This window comes from Marinactinospora endophytica, assembly GCF_054780875.1.
Map to the genome: position 1 here is coordinate 383,642 of NZ_BAAGVM010000002.1, position 14,395 is coordinate 398,036.

The following is a 14,395-nucleotide window of genomic DNA, read 5'->3' on the forward strand; positions in this document are numbered from 1 at the left end:
ATGCAATTAACCTGTCTTAGTACCGTAACTCGGACATGTCAGGCTTAAGTGAGTGAAGCAACCGCCCGTTCCCCCGTCCACGACCTCCTCACCGTCCACGCAGCGCGGCCTCAAGGGCCGTCTGGACGGTTACTTCCAGATCTCCGCGCGTGGCTCCGACTTCGGCCGCGAGACGCGTGGCGGCCTGGCGATGTTCTTCGCCATGGCCTACATCGTCGTCCTCAACCCGTTGATCATCGGTACCGCCGTCGACGGTGAGGGCGCGCTGGTCGGCGGCGCCGAAGACGTCTCGGTCGCCATCCCGATGGTGGCCGCCGTCACCTCCCTGGTCGCCGGCGTCATGACGATCCTCATGGGCATCGTCGGCCGCTACCCGCTCGGTCTGGCGGCCGGCATGGGGCTCAACGCCACCCTCGCCGTCACCATCGCCCCCGACATGACCTGGGCCGACGCGATGGGTCTGGTCGTCATCGAGGGGCTCATCCTGCTGGTCCTCGTGCTGACCGGGTTCCGCACCGCCGTGTTCCGGGCCATCCCGGCCGGGCTGAAGACCGCGATCGCGGTCGGCCTGGGCCTGTTCCTGACCCTGGTCGGATTCGTCAACGCCGGGTTCATCCGCCGGGTCCCCGACGCGGCCAACAGCACCGTCCCGGTCCAGCTCGGCGGCCCCGGTGGGCTCGCCGGCTGGCCGCTCCTGGTGTTCGTCGTCGGTCTGTTCCTGACGATCGTGCTCCTGGTCCGCAAGGTCAAGGGCGCGATGCTGATCGGCATCATCGCCGCGACCGTGCTGGCGATCGTGGTCGAGGCGGTCGCCTCGATCGGCCCCTCCGCCGGGGGTGAGGACGGCCCCAACCCGACGGGCTGGTCGCTCAACGTGCCCGAGCTCTCGGGGTCCGTCATCGGCATCCCCGACTTCGGCCTCATCGGCGAGTTCAACCTGCTGGGCGGTTTCCGGGAGGTCGGGATCGTCGCGGCGCTCCTGCTGGTCTTCACGCTCCTGCTGGCGGACTTCTTCGACACGATGGGCACGATGGTCGGCGTCGCCGGCCAGGCCGGCCTGCTCACCAAGGACGGCGACCTGCCCGGCGCCCGCAACGTCCTGGTCGTCGACTCGCTGGCCGCCGCCGCGGGCGGCGCGGCGTCGGCCTCCTCGGCGACGGTCTACGCGGAGTCCGCGGCGGCCGCCGGCGAGGGCGCGCGCACGGGCTTCGCCTCGGTGATCGCGGGCGTGCTGTTCCTCATCGCCACGTTGTTCTCGCCGCTGGTCAACCTGGTGCCGTTCGAGGCCGCCACGCCGGTCCTCATCGTCGTGGGCTTCCTGATGATGACCCAGGTCACCAGGATCGACTTCTCCGACTACAGCATCGCGATCCCCGCGTTCCTGACGATCGTCGTCATGCCGTTCTCGTACTCGATCGCCCACGGTATCGGGGCCGGGTTCGTCAGCTACACGATCATCAAGGTCGCTCAGGGGCGGTTCAAGGAGATCCACCCCCTGATGTGGATCGTCGCGGTCGCCTTCCTCGTCTTCTTCTGCATGGGACCGATCGAGGCGGCCCTGGGTATGGCCTGATCCGGCCCGCGCCGCGCTACAGTGCCCTGTCCGCTATTTGGACGGGGCACTTCGCGTATCCGTGGCCTGCTGTGACGGGAGCCATGGACCTGGGTGTCACACGTCGTGAAATGCGGCACCGCGAGATACTGTTAGCAAAAGTAATGAGTTCTGCTAATGAAGCATCCCACCGTATCCCAGCAGACCAGGACCGACGCCGGTCTGGCCGCGGTGCTGCGCGTCGCCGTGGGCAGGCTCGCCAGGAGACTCCGCGCACAGCGGCCCGACGCCTCGCTCTCCCTGGGGCAGACCGCCGTGCTGTTCACGCTCGCCCGGCACGGGCAGATGACGCCACGGGCGCTCGCCGACCACGAGAAGGTGCAGCCGCCGTCGATGACGAGGATCATCGCGGCGCTGGAGGAACGGGAGCTGGTGCACCGGACGAAGCATCCGGACGACCGGCGCCAGCAGCTCGTCGAGCTGACCGAGGAGGGGATCCGCCTGGTGCGCGCCGATCGCAGGCGCCGGGAGGCGTGGCTGACCCAGCGTCTCGGCGAGCTGACCCCCGACGAGAAGGCGACGTTGCGCAAGGCCGCGGAGATCCTGGACCGGCTGAGTCAGTCCTGACGACGGGAGACGGCGGGGAAACCGACGAACCGGGAGGAATCACGGCCGCCGCGACCCCATCTCGAGACCGCACGACCCGACTCCACACCGACTCCGCCACCGGCCCCACCCCCGACGCCGAGGGCACGATCGCCCCCGCCTCCGAGGCGACCCCCGACGACGCCCCGGCCCCCGCCGGCCCCCTCGAGGAGGAGCCCACGGCACCGGCCGGATCTTCCCGGACCGCGTCGAAAAGCCGCGGTCCGGCGATGTTCCGGTCGTTGACCATCCGCAACTACCGTCTCTTCGCCATCGGCCAGGTCGTCTCCAACACGGGGACCTGGATGCAGCGGATCGCCCAGGACTGGCTGGTCCTCCAGCTCAGCGGGGGCAGCGGCATGGCGCTCGGCCTGACCACGGCGTTGCAGTTCCTGCCGATGCTGCTGTTCGGCCTGTGGGGCGGCACGCTCGTGGACCGGATGAACAAACGCCGCCTGCTCATCGCCACCCAGGCCGCCATGGGCGTCCTCGCGCTGATCCTGGGCGTCCTGGCCACCGCGGGGGCGGCGCAGGTGTGGCACGTCTACGTCTTCGCCTTCGCGCTGGGCCTGGTCACGGTCCTCGACAACCCCGCGCGGCAGACCTTCGTGGTGGAGATGGTCGGCCGCACCGACCTGCCCAACGCGATCGCGTTGAACAGCGCCAGCTTCCAGCTCGGCCGGGTCACCGGTCCGGCGATCGCGGGCCTGCTCATCGCCGCGATCGGCAGCGGGCCGGTCTTCCTCATCAACGCCCTGTCGTTCATCGCCGTCCTGGGCGGCCTGTGGCTGATCCGCCCCGGGGAACTGCACGTCACCGAGCCGGTCCCACGGGCCAAGGGACAGATCAGGGAGGGGCTGCGCTACATCGTGGGCCGCCGCGACCTGCTGCTGCTCCTGGTGATGACCGCCTTCCTCCAGATGTTCGGCGCCAACGTGCAGAACCAGATCGCGTTGATGACCAACAACGTCTACCGCGCCGGTCCCGACGCCTTCGGGGTCGCCGCCGCGGCGATCGCGATCGGCGCCCTGGCCGGCGCGCTCCTCGCCGCCCGCCGCGACCGTCCCCGGCTGCGCACGGTCCTCATCGGCGCGTTCGCGTTCGGCGCGCTGGAGACGCTGTCCGCCGTCGTGCCGGGCTACCTGCCGTTCATCGTGGTCCTGGTCCCCATGGGGATCGCCTTCCTCACGTTCAACACGTCGATGAACGCGCTGTTCCAACTGGGGGTGGACCCCCAGATGCGCGGCCGGGTGATGAGCATGTACATGTTCGTCTTCCTCGGCATGGCCCCGATCGGCGCCCCCATCGTCGGCTTCCTCGCCGACGCCTTCGGCCCGCGCGTCAGCCTGGCCACGGGCGGCGTCGTGACGGTCGTGGTGACCGTGCTGGCCGCGGTCCTGCTGGCCCGCCACCTCGGTGTCACGGTCCGGCCCGCGCGCGGCCGCCCCTTCGTGCGGGTCACGCGCCGTCCGGTCGGCGCGACCGGGCAGGACTGAGCGGGACTGACCCGCGCCGCGCGCTCCCCACGGCCCGCGCGGCGCGGGCCGTGGCCCTACCCTCGAAACCAGGGATCGGGGACAGGGGGAGCGGATGCGGCTGTTCGTGGCGATCGACCCGCCCGGCGCGCTGCTCGAAGAGGTCGGCGCCGCCGTGGCGGCGGCCCGTCCGGGGCCGCGCGGAATCCGGTGGGCCTCCCGGGAGAAGTGGCACGTCACACTGCTGTTCCTCGGTGAGGTGGCCGAGGAGCGGATCGAACCGATCGGCGCCGGACTGGCCGCTGAGGTCGCCCGGCACCCGGCCCCGCTGCTGCGGCTGCGCGGCGCCGGCACCTTTCCCGGCGATCCCGCCCGGGCCCGCGTGCTGTGGGCCGGGGTGGCCGGCGAGACCGCCGCGCTGGCCCGCCTGGCCACGGCCCTGGGGGACACCGCCCGCGACCTCGGCCTGGAGGTCGAGCACCGCCGCTACGTGCCCCACCTCACCCTGGCCCGGGCGAAGGCCCCCACCGACCTGAGCGGCCAGCGCGCCGCCCTCGCCGGGATCGACACCCGGCCGTGGACGGCCACCGAGGTGCGGCTGGTCCACAGCCGTCTGGACGGCGCTCCCCGGTACCAGACCCTTGCCACCTGGCCGTTAGCCTGAGGACGACACCCCACGGCACATCCGCCCACCGCAGAATCGGGATCCGAACATGAGCATGCTCACCAACAATCGCAAGCAGCGCTGGCTGCTGCCCACGGTGCTCGCGGCGATCATGCTCATCGTCGTCATCGGCGCCCTCGTGCAGTAGGCGGTCCCGCTCGCGCGGCCGCGGGTCAGCGTTCGGGCAGTCTGGCCACCGCCAGCGTCACCAGGGCCGCGTTACCGTCGGTCTCGGCGCCGTCGGGGGAGCGCAACGTGTCCTCCAGCCCGATTCGCACGTCCAGCCCCTCGGCGACCGCGGCGTCCAGGAGCGGCCAGGCCGTCTCCTCCGCGCCGTGGAGCATCCTGGGAAGGTCCGCCAGCCCGGCCCGTTCCAGGACCGCCCCGATCCGCGCCGCCTGGTCCAGGGCGCCGCGCACCTCGGGTTCCTCCGGCTCCACCAGCACCGAGGAGAACTCCTCGGCGATACCGCTGGCCACCAGGATGCGGGCCGCGTTGACGTCGCGCAGCCCGGCCTCGACCGGCACCCTGCGGTCGGCGAGCAGCCGCGCCACCTCGATCGCCCCGGGCTCGTGCAGGTTCACCGTCGCCGAGTCCGGCAGCGCGCCCCAGCGTTGCACCAGGTCGAAGCGGCGCCAGGGATCGGGTTCCGCCGTCAGCGCCGTGGTCACGCTGATCGGTACGCCGGGGACGGCCGCGCGCAGCCGTTCCAGCAGCGGTGCCACCACCTGGGGTTCCAGCGACTGTTCGCCGCGGCCGTCGCGGGGGTGGACGTGGATCTCGGTGGCGCCGGCGGCCACGACCGCCTCCGCGTCCGCGGCGACCTGCTCCGCCGAGACCGGAAGAGTGGGGTGGGCTCCGGGGAGCCGATCACCGTTCAGGCAGGCGACTATCCTCATGGCCATCCTCTCGCCTCGGACCCGTTCCTGAAGCGGAACATGCCCACGGGGCGCGGGGCGCAAGCCACGCGACCGCCCTGCTGATGGGGGAAGATGCCGATCATGACGAGGAACGCCGTCGTCCGGGTGCCGTTGGCGATCGCGGTGCTCGCCGCGACGCTCGGCTCCACGCCGCCCCCGGACCCCGACCCCTCCGCCACCGCGGGCCTGCCGGAGGGCTCGGAGCTCGCCTTCCGGCTCTCCGACCCCCGGATCACCGAGTCCAGCGGCCTGACCGCGTCAGGACGCCACGAGGACGTCTACTGGACGCACAACGACAGCGGTGACCAGTACGGGCCGGACGTGTACGCGGTGGACGGGCAGGGGCGGACGGTCGCGACGATCACCCTCGCCGGGGTGGAGGCGCGCGACTGGGAGGCGATCGCGGTGGGGACCGACGACAGCGGGGCGCCCGCGGTCTACGTCGGTGACATCGGGGACAACTTCAACGGCGGCTGGCCCAATGTCCGCGTCCACCGTTTCACCGAACCGGCCCAGCTCACCGACCAGACCGTCGAGGCCACCACCTACACCCTCACCTACGCCGACGGTGGCCGTGACGCCGAGGCGATGATGGTCGATCCGCGCGACGGCCGTCTCTACGTCGTCAGCAAGGAGCTGGCCGGGGGCGTCTACGCGGCACCGCCGGAACTGGACCCGGACGGGGTCAACGAACTCGTCCGGGTCGGCTCGGCACCGTTGTACGCCACGGACGCCACCTTCGCCCCCGACGGATCGCGCTACGCCATCCGCACCTACTGGAACGCCGTCCTCTACGACGCCGAGCCGGGCGTGCCCGGCCGCACGCTCCGCAGCGTCACGCTGCCACGGCTGGACCAGGGCGAGTCGCTGGCGTTCGACGCCGGCGGCACGGCGCTGCTGGCGGGGACCGAGGGCCCCGGCAGCCCGGTGTGGCGGGTGCCGTTGGAGGAGGCCGGTGGGGACACCTCGGTCGGGCCGGCCGAGCCCGAGGCCGCGCGAACCCCCGACGGCGCGGTGGAGGCGACCCCGGACGGCGCGGCGGAGGCGGCCACGGAGGAGGAGCGGGGCGCGGCGGGCGGCATCCTGGCGGGCGCGGCCGTGGCCGCGGTGCTGATCGCGGGGATCGTCCTGCTGGCCCGTCGCGGGTGAGGACGCCTCCCGGTCTGGTCGCGGGCGGTCCCCGCCCCGATCACACCCCGGCGGTCCGGGCCAGGGCGCGGGCGGCCGTGATCTCCTCCTCGGCCGCGTCGCCCAGCCCGCGGTCGAGCAGTTCGTAGGCCGACTCCGTCGAGCGGGCGAACGCCCAGGCGGCGATCCGTTCGGCCGGCTGGCCGAGCACATCGGCCACGAGCGCGAGCCGGGAACGCAGCCTGCGCCCCGGATCCGCGGCCCCCATCGGCGGGTCGATCTGCATGAGCAGCGGCCAGGGGTCGTAGCAGGGATCGCCCGACATCGGCTTGGGGTCGATGGCCAGCCAGGGGGCGCGCCGTGCGCGCAGCACGTTGCCGGGGTTGAAGTCCCCGTGTACGACGACGCGCCGCGCGGCCGTCGCGGGCAGGGTCTCCAACAGTCCGGCGGCGTGTTCGGCGAGCGCCCCGTCCAGCAGGCCGCGGTGGCGGTGCGCGCGTTCCCGGAGCAGGGGCGCCCATTCGGCGGCGACGTCGTCGATCCGTTCGAGTCCCGGTCTCTCGCCGGGGGCGTGTTCCCACAGCGAGCGCAGCGTGGCCGCCCCGGCCGTGAGCGTCTCCTCGGGGCGTCCCCCGGCGTCGCTCAGCGGATCGCCGGGGGCGCACAGTTCGATCAGCAGCGCGCCGCTGTCCTCGTCGGCCCGGTACAGCCGCACCGCGCCCGCGCCGTCCCACAGCCGCAGCCCGGTGGCCTCGCCGCGCGCCTCGCGGTGCGGGAAGGGCACCTTGATGACCGCGCGCCCGCCCTCGGCGGTGGTGACGGGCGCCGTCCACGAACAGCTCCCCCCGTCGAAGGGCCGGTCGGGCCGCAGCCCCCACTCCGCGCACAGCCGTTCCAGCAGGGCGGGCAGTTCCGCGAGCCAGGCCGGCCCGCCCGGCAGCGTCGCGACCGTGGCGCGGACCCTGGCCGGTGGGGGCGCGGGCCGGGGGCGGGGAGGCGTGGGGTCCACCGTTCTACTGCTCCTGGAGGAAGAGCTCACGGGCGAGGTAGGCGTGCCGGGAGTGGTCGGTGAAGACCCCGTCGACCCCCAGTTCGAAGAACGCCTCGTACTCGGCGGCGAACCCGCCGTAGGCCGTGGCGTCCTGCCCCGACCGCAGCGAGGGGGGCAGGAAGGCGTTCTCGCTGCGGAAGGTGTAGGGGTGGACGAGCAGTCCCGCCGCGTGGGCGTCCTCGACGAGGGTCGTCGGCTCGCCGGGCTCGCCGTCCGCGCCCAGGGGGATGATGCGGGTCTTGTCGGGGCCGATCGCGTCGGCGTACTCGGCGATGCGGGCCAGTCCCTCGGGGGTCAGCGCGTCGTCGAACGCCGCCCCGGAGTGGGCGAGCTGCACGAGCGGCACCTCCAGTTCCCGCAGCTTCTTCAGGCTCTCGGGGTCGAAGGACTGGAGGAAGACCGGCACCTCGGGGTCAGGGCCGGCCAGCCCGCTGTCGCGCAGCAGGGCGATGAGCGGGGGTTCCAGCTCCAGCCCGGCCGCGGCGTGGTAGGCCGGGTGCTTGGTCTCGGGGTAGACGCCGATCGGCCGCCCCAGTTCGCCGGTGAGCCTCTTGGCCAACTCGACGATCTCGGCCAGCGTCGGGATCGGGTACTGGCCGTCAAGAGCGGCGTTGTCGGGCCGCACGTCGGGGATCCGTTCGACCGCGCGCAGCCGCGAGATCTCCTCCAACGTGAAGTCCTCGGCGAAGAAGCCGGTGATCTCGCGTCCGTCGATGGTCCGGGTGGTCCGCCGGTCGGCGAACTCCGGGTGCGCGGCGACGTCGGTGGTGTGCCCGATCTCGGGTTCGTGCCGTGCGATGAGGTGGCCGTCCTTCGTGGCCACCAGGTCCACCTCGATGAAGTCGCCGCCGTAGCGCGCCCCCAGTTCGTAGGCGGCCAGGGTGTGTTCGGGCCGGTGACCCGACGCGCCCCGGTGGGAGATGATCTTGATGGGGAGTTCCGGTTTGTTCCTGCGCACAGCCGATCCGTCCGTCCGACCCTTCGGGTCCGTTCTCGCTCCGACGTGAAGGGGCCGGCCCGGGGATGACGTCCCCGGGCCGGCCACCGTGGTCCTGGTTCCCGGGGTCTAGCCCAGGGCGCCGACGACGTGGTCGACGCACTCGGTGAGCGCCTGCACGTCGGCCGGCTCGATCGCGGGGAACATGCCGATCCGCAGCTGGTTGCGGCCGAGCTTGCGGTAGGGCTCGGTGTCGACCACGCCGTTGGCGCGCAGCACCTTGGCGACGGCGGCGGCGGCGACCTCGGCGGAGAAGTCGATGGTGCCCACGACCTGGGAGCGCTGCGCCGGGTCCGCGACGAAGGGGGTGGCGAACGCGGACTTCTCGGCCCAGGTGTAGAGGATGTTGGCGGACTCGGCGGTGCGGCGGGTCGCCCAGTCGAGGCCGCCCTGGGCGTTGAGCCACTCGATCTGCTCGGCGAACAGCAGCAGGGTGGCCACGGCCGGGGTGTTGTAGGTCTGGTCCTTGCGGGAGTTGTCCAGCGCGGTGGGCAGGGAGAAGAACTCCGGGATGTAGCGGTCGCCGCCGGCGATCTCGGCGACCCGCTCCACGGCCTTGGGGGACATGATCGCCACCCACAGGCCGCCGTCGGCCGCGAAGCTCTTCTGCGGGGCGAAGTAGTAGACGTCGGTCTCGGTGATGTCGACCGGCAGGCCGCCGGCGCCGCTGGTGGCGTCGACCAGGACGAGGGCGTCGTCGGCGGCGCCCGCGACACGCCGGATCGGCGCGGCGACACCGGTGGAGGTCTCGTTGTGGGTGAGGGCGTAGACGTCGACGCCTTCTTCGGCGCGGGGTTCGCCGTGGGTGCCGGGGTCGGTGGTGATCACGGTCGGCTCGGCCAGCCACGGGGCGCCCTTGGTGACCTTCGCGAATTTCGAGGAGAACTCGCCGAACGACAGGTGCTGGGACTTCTCCCGGACGAGTCCGTGGGCCGCGATGTCCCAGAAGGCGGTCGTGCCACCGTTTCCGAGGACGACCTCGTACCCCTCGGGCAGGGAGAAGAGGTCGGCGAGACCGGAGCGGACCCGCCCGACGAGGGACTTGACGGGCTTTTGGCGGTGGGAGGTGCCCAAGTAGGTGCTGCCGGAGGAGGCAAGGGCGTTCAGCTGCTCGGGGCGGACCTTGGACGGGCCGCAGCCGAAGCGGCCGTCACCGGGCAGGATGTTCGCGGGAATCTGGATCTCGGTCACTCGGCCAAGCGTACCCGCAGCGCCGGTGGCGACGCAGGTGAGGGGAGGGGGTCGGGGAGGGGGCGCGAGGGCGTGTCGACCCTTTTCCTGCTGTGAACACGTAACAGGGATGATCAAGATGTCGCTTTGTGGCCATAATCGGCTGTCTTCTTTATCTACTCCCCGGGGCGACGCATAATCCGTTAAGGCCGAATTCGATAAGAGAAATCCCTTTTCTGGATAGTCGGAGAACGGCGATCGGACCCACTCGGCGACACCGCACCCCCAGCGGAGACATCCATGAGTCAGACCTCCGGCCACCGGCCCACCCCCCGATCGGGAGCCTCGGCGGCCCCGGTCGCCCCCACGCCGGGCTTCCTGAGGGTCTTCGACGCTCTCAGGAGACGGCCGGCCCCCGAGGAGGTGCGCCGATGGCACCGGGAGGCCCGCAGGCGTGACCGGCGGCGCCCGACCGAACGCCCCGAACCGGCGTCGGCGCCGTGGGGCGGGGAGATCGTGGCGCCCCCGCCGGTGCTGGACCTGGTCGCCGCGGGCTTTCAGGAGGCCCGCGAGGCAACAGACCTGCTGGTGCGGCGCTGCGGCAACCAACCCGTGGCCCGCACCCCCCGAAGCGCCCGCGCGGTCGGCCGCGCGCCGGGACCGGTCTCCACCGACGAGCTGCACCGCCGCCTGGAGGAGATCGCCGACCAGCTGGCGGGCACGGGGGCGGCCGGAGGGGCCACCTTCCTCCAGCGCCACCTGCGCGTGAGCCAGGACCCGCCGCGCCCTCGGCTGCGCCGGTTCCGTTCCCTGGGGCACCTGGTCCGCCTGGACGCCGCCGAGGTCTACCAGAGGCTGCACAACTCCACCTCCGCGCCCGACCCCGTTGGACTGCCCCTGGACCGCCGCGCCCAGATCTACGTCGCCGAGCAGCTTCGGGGAGGTTCGGGCGCCGGCCCCGGCCCGTGGACCGCGGCCCTGCCGCAGGGCTGGTCCGACCGGATCTGGCGGTTCACCGACCTGCTCTACCGGTTCGTCGCCTTCTGCTCCGAACGGCTGACCTTCGGGCGGATGGAGGAGCGGCTGATCGCGCCGATCGGCTTCATCCTCACCACCGTCGCCGCGATCGGCATCCCGGTCCTCGCGCGCGGCGCGGGCACCCTCGACGACGTCATGTCGGTCGTGCTCGCGGTCGTCCTGCTCGTTCCGTACCTGCTGATGCTCCTGCTGCTGGTGCTGCCCTGGCGGCGGTACCGGTGGCTGCGCCGCCAGCCCTACCTGAGGGACGAGGCCATCCAGGCCAAGGGGGCGCGCGCCGGCCACCGCGACATGGGGCTGCACCTCGTCAACGACGTCCAGCGGGGAAGGGCCAGGGAGGCCGTCGAGCGCGGCGCGGCGGCCAGGAAGAAGCGCGCCCCCGACCCGCAGCAGCCCTCGGCACTGCACCTGCTCGCGGTGAACGCGCTGCTGTCGGACCTGGAGGACGTCTACGGTTCCACGCGGCGCCGGCACGGGGTGCTGCCCCGGCGGGGCCGGCACCGCGCCCCGGTCCTCGTCGTCGACTGGTCGGCCGGGGCCGACGCGGTGAGCCTGTACCTGCTGCGGCTGCTGGAACGGGTCCGGCGCGAGCACCGCTTCCCCGACCCGCTCGTCGTCGTGGTGGTGCGCACCTCCAGTTCCGCGCTCCCGCCGGAACTGACGCGCGTGGTGGACGCGCGCGACGCGGCGTCCACGGTGGGAACGCTCCCCGACGAGCTCGGCACCTGGAACGCGACCCGGCAGGCGGTGGGGCGGCTCGGCCCCCGCAGGGTCGTCACGGGACAGGTCACGGCGGGCCCGCGGGCGAAGGAGGCCGTGGCGGCGGCCGACCGGGAACGGGTCGCCACGCCGCTGCTGTGGCTGGGCTCCCTCACCGGTGGGGGAGTACTCGCCGCCGTGCTGGTCTTCGCCCTGTTCTGGCACATGCTGCCGGCCCTCGCCCGCAGCGGGAACCCCTGCGTGCGCGGCTCGGCCTACCGGCCCCCCGATGGCATCGTCGAGGTGGCCGGCGAGTGCGTCGGGATCACCGACGGGTCGTTCGACTTCCACGAGCGGCTGGAGTCGGTCCAACAGCGCATCGCCGAACAGAACGCCGCCGTCGACACCGACAGGCCCTACGTCACGGTCGTCTACTTCGGTGCGCTGACCGTGCGCGACACCCAGGACGAGAACGACCTGCTGGCCGGAACCCACGGCGAGCTGCTCGGGCTCGCCCACGGGCAGCGCTCCTACAACGACGAGTTCCCCCGGCACGGCTACGCGCAGGTGCGCATCCTGCTCGCCAACGCCGGCCAGACCTGGGAGCACGCGCCCAGGGTCGCCGACATGATCGCCGACCGGATCGGGCAGGACCCCACGCTGCTGGTCGCGCTGGGGTTCGGCACCAGCCTCGCCCCGACCCGCGAGGCCATCTCGCGGCTCACCGAGGCGGGGCTGCCCATGGTCGGCACGACGGCGACCTACGACCAGATCAGCCTGCTGGAACCCTTCCGGCACAGCGCCTACTTCTTCCCCATCGCCCCCTCCAACACGCGCATCGCCGAACAGGCCGCCTACTGGGCCCGTTACGGGGCCGGCGCGGGACAGGAGGGCGGACTCGAACCGTCCGGCGACGCGATCGCCATCGCCGACGACTCCACCGGCGAGCTGTACGGGGTGGGGCTGGCGACGACCTTCCTCGCCCGGTTCGAGGCACTGGGCGGGACGATCCCCGATCTGGGGACGCGGCTGCCCAGAGCCGACGGGCAGCTCTCGGAGCGGGGCGTCCTCACCTACGGGGGCCAGGGACAGCCGACCCTGCGCGAGCGCGTCGCCGAGATCTGCGCCGACCCTCCCGACCTCGTCTACTACGCCGGCCGTTCCGACGACTTCGGCGCCTTCTACGCCGACCTGCGCACCCGGGGACGCTGCGTGTCGGGGGTCCGCGTCCTGGCCGGCGACGACGTCAGCAAGTACATCTCCGACAACCTGGGGGAGCTCGCGACCCACGCCGAGGAGTACCCGGTCTACTACACGCCCCTCGCCGCCACGGGCACCTGGGGCGTCCGGGGCGAGCGCGGCGACGCCGGATACTACGAGCAGCTCGGCGCCTTGGAGGAGGAACTGGGGCTGAACGTGGCTTCGGAGGGGCAGGGGCCGACCGAGCGCCCCTCGTGGGCCCACGCCGTCATGGCCTCCGACGGGCTGTTCGTGGTCACCGAGGCGGTGCGCCGGACCCAGGAGCGGCAGCGGGTCGGCGACGGCGACAGGTTGGCACCGCCCAGGGACCTGCTGGCGGCGATCACGCAGACGCGCGACATCAGCGGTGTCAGCGGGCTCATCCAGTTCGGGAGCGAGGAGGCGGGGCACTGGTTCGAGGACAAGATGATCCAGCTCGTCCAACCCGGGCCGGGCGGCGGGCAGGTGCCGATCGCCGTGTGCGGCCCGATCGCCGCGGGGGACGAGTTCCAGGGGCCCGGCTGCCAGTAGCCCCGGAAACCAAGAAGGCCCCGTGGCCGACGGCCACGAGGTCTTCTCAGGTGTGCTCCACGGGTGCTCAGACGCCCTGGCCCAGGGCCTCCTTCGCGCCCTCGACCGTGGCGATGTCGCGCTCGGCCGGACCGGTGTAGCGGGCGCTGGGGCGGACCAGGCGGCCGGTGCGCTTCTGCTCCAGGATGTGCGCCGACCAGCCGGCGGTGCGGGCGCTGGTGAACATCGAGGTGAACAGCGTTGAGGGGATCTCGGCGAAGTCCAGGACCACGGCGGCCCAGTACTCGACGTTCGTGGCGAGGACGCGGTCGGGCTTGCGGGCCTGGAGCTCCTCCAGCGCGGCGGTCTCCAGCGCGGCGGCCACCTCGTAGCGCGGGGCGTCGAGCTCCTTGGCGGTGCGGCGCAGCACGCGGGCGCGCGGGTCCTCGGCGCGGTAGACGCGGTGGCCGAAGCCCATGAGCCGCTCGCCCTTGTCGAGCGCCTGCGTGACGTAGGCGCGGGCGTCGCCGATGCGCTCGGTCTCGTCGAGCATGTGCAGCACGCGGGCCGGGGCGCCGCCGTGCAGCGGGCCGGACATGGCGCCGACGGCGCCGGAGAGCGCGGCGGCCACGTCGGCGCCGGTGGAGGCGATGACGCGGGCGGTGAACGTCGAGGCGTTCATGCCGTGCTCGGCGGCCGACGTCCAGTAGGCGTCGACGGCCTTGACGTGGCGGGGGTCGGGCTCGCCGCGGAGCTGGATCATGAAGCGCTCGACCACGGTCGAGCCCTCCTCGACCCGCTCCTGCGGGACCGCGGGCTGGTCGCCGCGGGCGGACTGGGCGATCACGGACAGGGCGGCGGAGGCCGCGCGGGCGAGGTTGTCGCGCGCTTCCGCGTCGTCGATGTCGAGCAGCGGCTTGAAGCCCCAGCGCGGTGCCAGGGTCGCCAGCGCGCTTTGGACGTCGACGCGCACGTCACCGGTCGAGACCGGCGGGGTGATGGGGTCCGCGAAGGGAAGTCCGGGATCGAGGCTGTTGTCGACCAGCAGCCCCCATACGCGCCCGAAGGTGACGTGACCGACGAGGCTTTCGATGTCGACGCCCCGGTACCGGAGGGCGCCGCCCTCCTTGTCCGGTTCGGCGATCTCGGTCTCGAACGCCACGACTCCTTCGAGCCCGGGTTTGAAGTCCGACATACCGGCTTCCTCCGTCTTCTCGGTCCATGGACGGGGTTGGTCCAGTGAACCGGTTAGGCATTTTTCGATGACACGCGAGGTGCCGCAATGGTTCCGATAGGCCTGGTGGTTC

The 14,395-nt window shown here is 72.5% G+C and carries 11 protein-coding genes; 6 read left to right on the forward strand and 5 right to left on the reverse strand.

Translation table 11 applies throughout. The features are described 5' to 3' along the window. Positions 1-52: 52 nt before the first annotated feature. The 4 genes from ACYVHU_RS05675 (at position 53) to thpR (ending at position 4,336) form a co-directional block, all read left to right on the forward strand. A complete protein-coding gene (locus tag ACYVHU_RS05675) occupies positions 53-1,573 on the forward strand; it encodes an NCS2 family permease (protein WP_078760581.1) in 1,521 nt (506 codons plus the stop codon). Between the two features lie 156 nt (positions 1,574-1,729). Then, entirely contained in the window at positions 1,730-2,179 is a 450-nt protein-coding gene (locus ACYVHU_RS05680) for a MarR family winged helix-turn-helix transcriptional regulator (RefSeq protein ID WP_078760580.1), read from the forward strand. Between the two features lie 248 nt (positions 2,180-2,427). After that, entirely contained in the window at positions 2,428-3,693 is a 1,266-nt protein-coding gene (locus ACYVHU_RS05685) for an MFS transporter (RefSeq protein ID WP_078760579.1), read from the forward strand. 94 nt (positions 3,694-3,787) lie between these two features. Continuing rightward, positions 3,788-4,336: an RNA 2',3'-cyclic phosphodiesterase gene (gene thpR, locus ACYVHU_RS05690; protein WP_078760578.1), complete on the forward strand. Its 549-nt coding sequence runs from the start codon at positions 3,788-3,790 to the stop codon at positions 4,334-4,336. Between the two features lie 173 nt (positions 4,337-4,509). Here thpR and ACYVHU_RS05695 read toward each other — a convergent pair whose 3' ends face one another. Continuing rightward, positions 4,510-5,235, reverse strand: coding sequence for a 3-keto-5-aminohexanoate cleavage protein (locus ACYVHU_RS05695; RefSeq protein ID WP_078760577.1), 726 nt, complete (start codon positions 5,233-5,235; stop codon positions 4,510-4,512). A 102-nt stretch (positions 5,236-5,337) separates the two neighbouring features. On the opposite strand from ACYVHU_RS05695, the gene ACYVHU_RS05700 reads away from it, so the two are divergent. Next, positions 5,338-6,405 carry a hypothetical protein gene (locus ACYVHU_RS05700; protein ID WP_078760938.1) on the forward strand — a complete coding sequence of 356 codons (1,068 nt, stop codon included), beginning with the start codon at positions 5,338-5,340 and terminating at the stop codon, positions 6,403-6,405. 40 nt (positions 6,406-6,445) lie between these two features. On the opposite strand, the gene ACYVHU_RS05705 is transcribed toward ACYVHU_RS05700, so the two are convergent. From ACYVHU_RS05705 to serC, 3 genes are all read right to left on the reverse strand, one after another. Beyond that, positions 6,446-7,393, reverse strand: coding sequence for an aminoglycoside phosphotransferase family protein (locus tag ACYVHU_RS05705; protein ID WP_159457219.1), 948 nt, complete (start codon positions 7,391-7,393; stop codon positions 6,446-6,448). 4 nt (positions 7,394-7,397) lie between these two features. After that, on the reverse strand, positions 7,398-8,393 hold the full coding sequence (locus ACYVHU_RS05710) for a glycerophosphodiester phosphodiesterase family protein (protein ID WP_078760576.1): 996 nt from the start codon (positions 8,391-8,393) through the stop codon (positions 7,398-7,400). Between the two features lie 108 nt (positions 8,394-8,501). Then, complete coding sequence (gene serC / locus ACYVHU_RS05715; RefSeq protein WP_498947714.1) at positions 8,502-9,623, reverse strand: PLP-dependent aminotransferase family protein; 1,122 nt, start codon at positions 9,621-9,623, stop codon at positions 8,502-8,504. Positions 9,624-9,902: 279 nt separating this feature from the next. On the opposite strand from serC, the gene ACYVHU_RS05720 reads away from it, so the two are divergent. Beyond that, positions 9,903-13,109: a hypothetical protein gene (locus ACYVHU_RS05720; RefSeq protein WP_498947716.1), complete on the forward strand. Its 3,207-nt coding sequence runs from the start codon at positions 9,903-9,905 to the stop codon at positions 13,107-13,109. A gap of 67 nt (positions 13,110-13,176) precedes the next feature. On the opposite strand, the gene ACYVHU_RS05725 is transcribed toward ACYVHU_RS05720, so the two are convergent. After that, positions 13,177-14,283 carry a citrate synthase 2 gene (locus ACYVHU_RS05725; protein ID WP_432938226.1) on the reverse strand — a complete coding sequence of 369 codons (1,107 nt, stop codon included), beginning with the start codon at positions 14,281-14,283 and terminating at the stop codon, positions 13,177-13,179. Positions 14,284-14,395: the final 112 nt, after the last annotated feature.

What these genes read in the sequence shown, in the direction of transcription:
- thpR (WP_078760578.1), top strand. Translation starts at nt 3,788, where the DNA reads ATGCGGCTGTTCGTGGCGATCGACCCGCCCGGCGCGCTGCTCGAAGAG.
- ACYVHU_RS05720 (WP_498947716.1), top strand. Translation starts at nt 9,903, where the DNA reads ATGAGTCAGACCTCCGGCCACCGGCCCACCCCCCGATCGGGAGCCTCG.
- ACYVHU_RS05725 (WP_432938226.1), bottom strand. Translation starts at nt 14,283, where the DNA reads ATGTCGGACTTCAAACCCGGGCTCGAAGGAGTCGTGGCGTTCGAGACC.
- ACYVHU_RS05700 (WP_078760938.1), top strand. Translation starts at nt 5,338, where the DNA reads ATGACGAGGAACGCCGTCGTCCGGGTGCCGTTGGCGATCGCGGTGCTC.
- ACYVHU_RS05695 (WP_078760577.1), bottom strand. Translation starts at nt 5,235, where the DNA reads ATGAGGATAGTCGCCTGCCTGAACGGTGATCGGCTCCCCGGAGCCCAC.
- ACYVHU_RS05680 (WP_078760580.1), top strand. Translation starts at nt 1,730, where the DNA reads ATGAAGCATCCCACCGTATCCCAGCAGACCAGGACCGACGCCGGTCTG.
- ACYVHU_RS05685 (WP_078760579.1), top strand. Translation starts at nt 2,428, where the DNA reads ATGTTCCGGTCGTTGACCATCCGCAACTACCGTCTCTTCGCCATCGGC.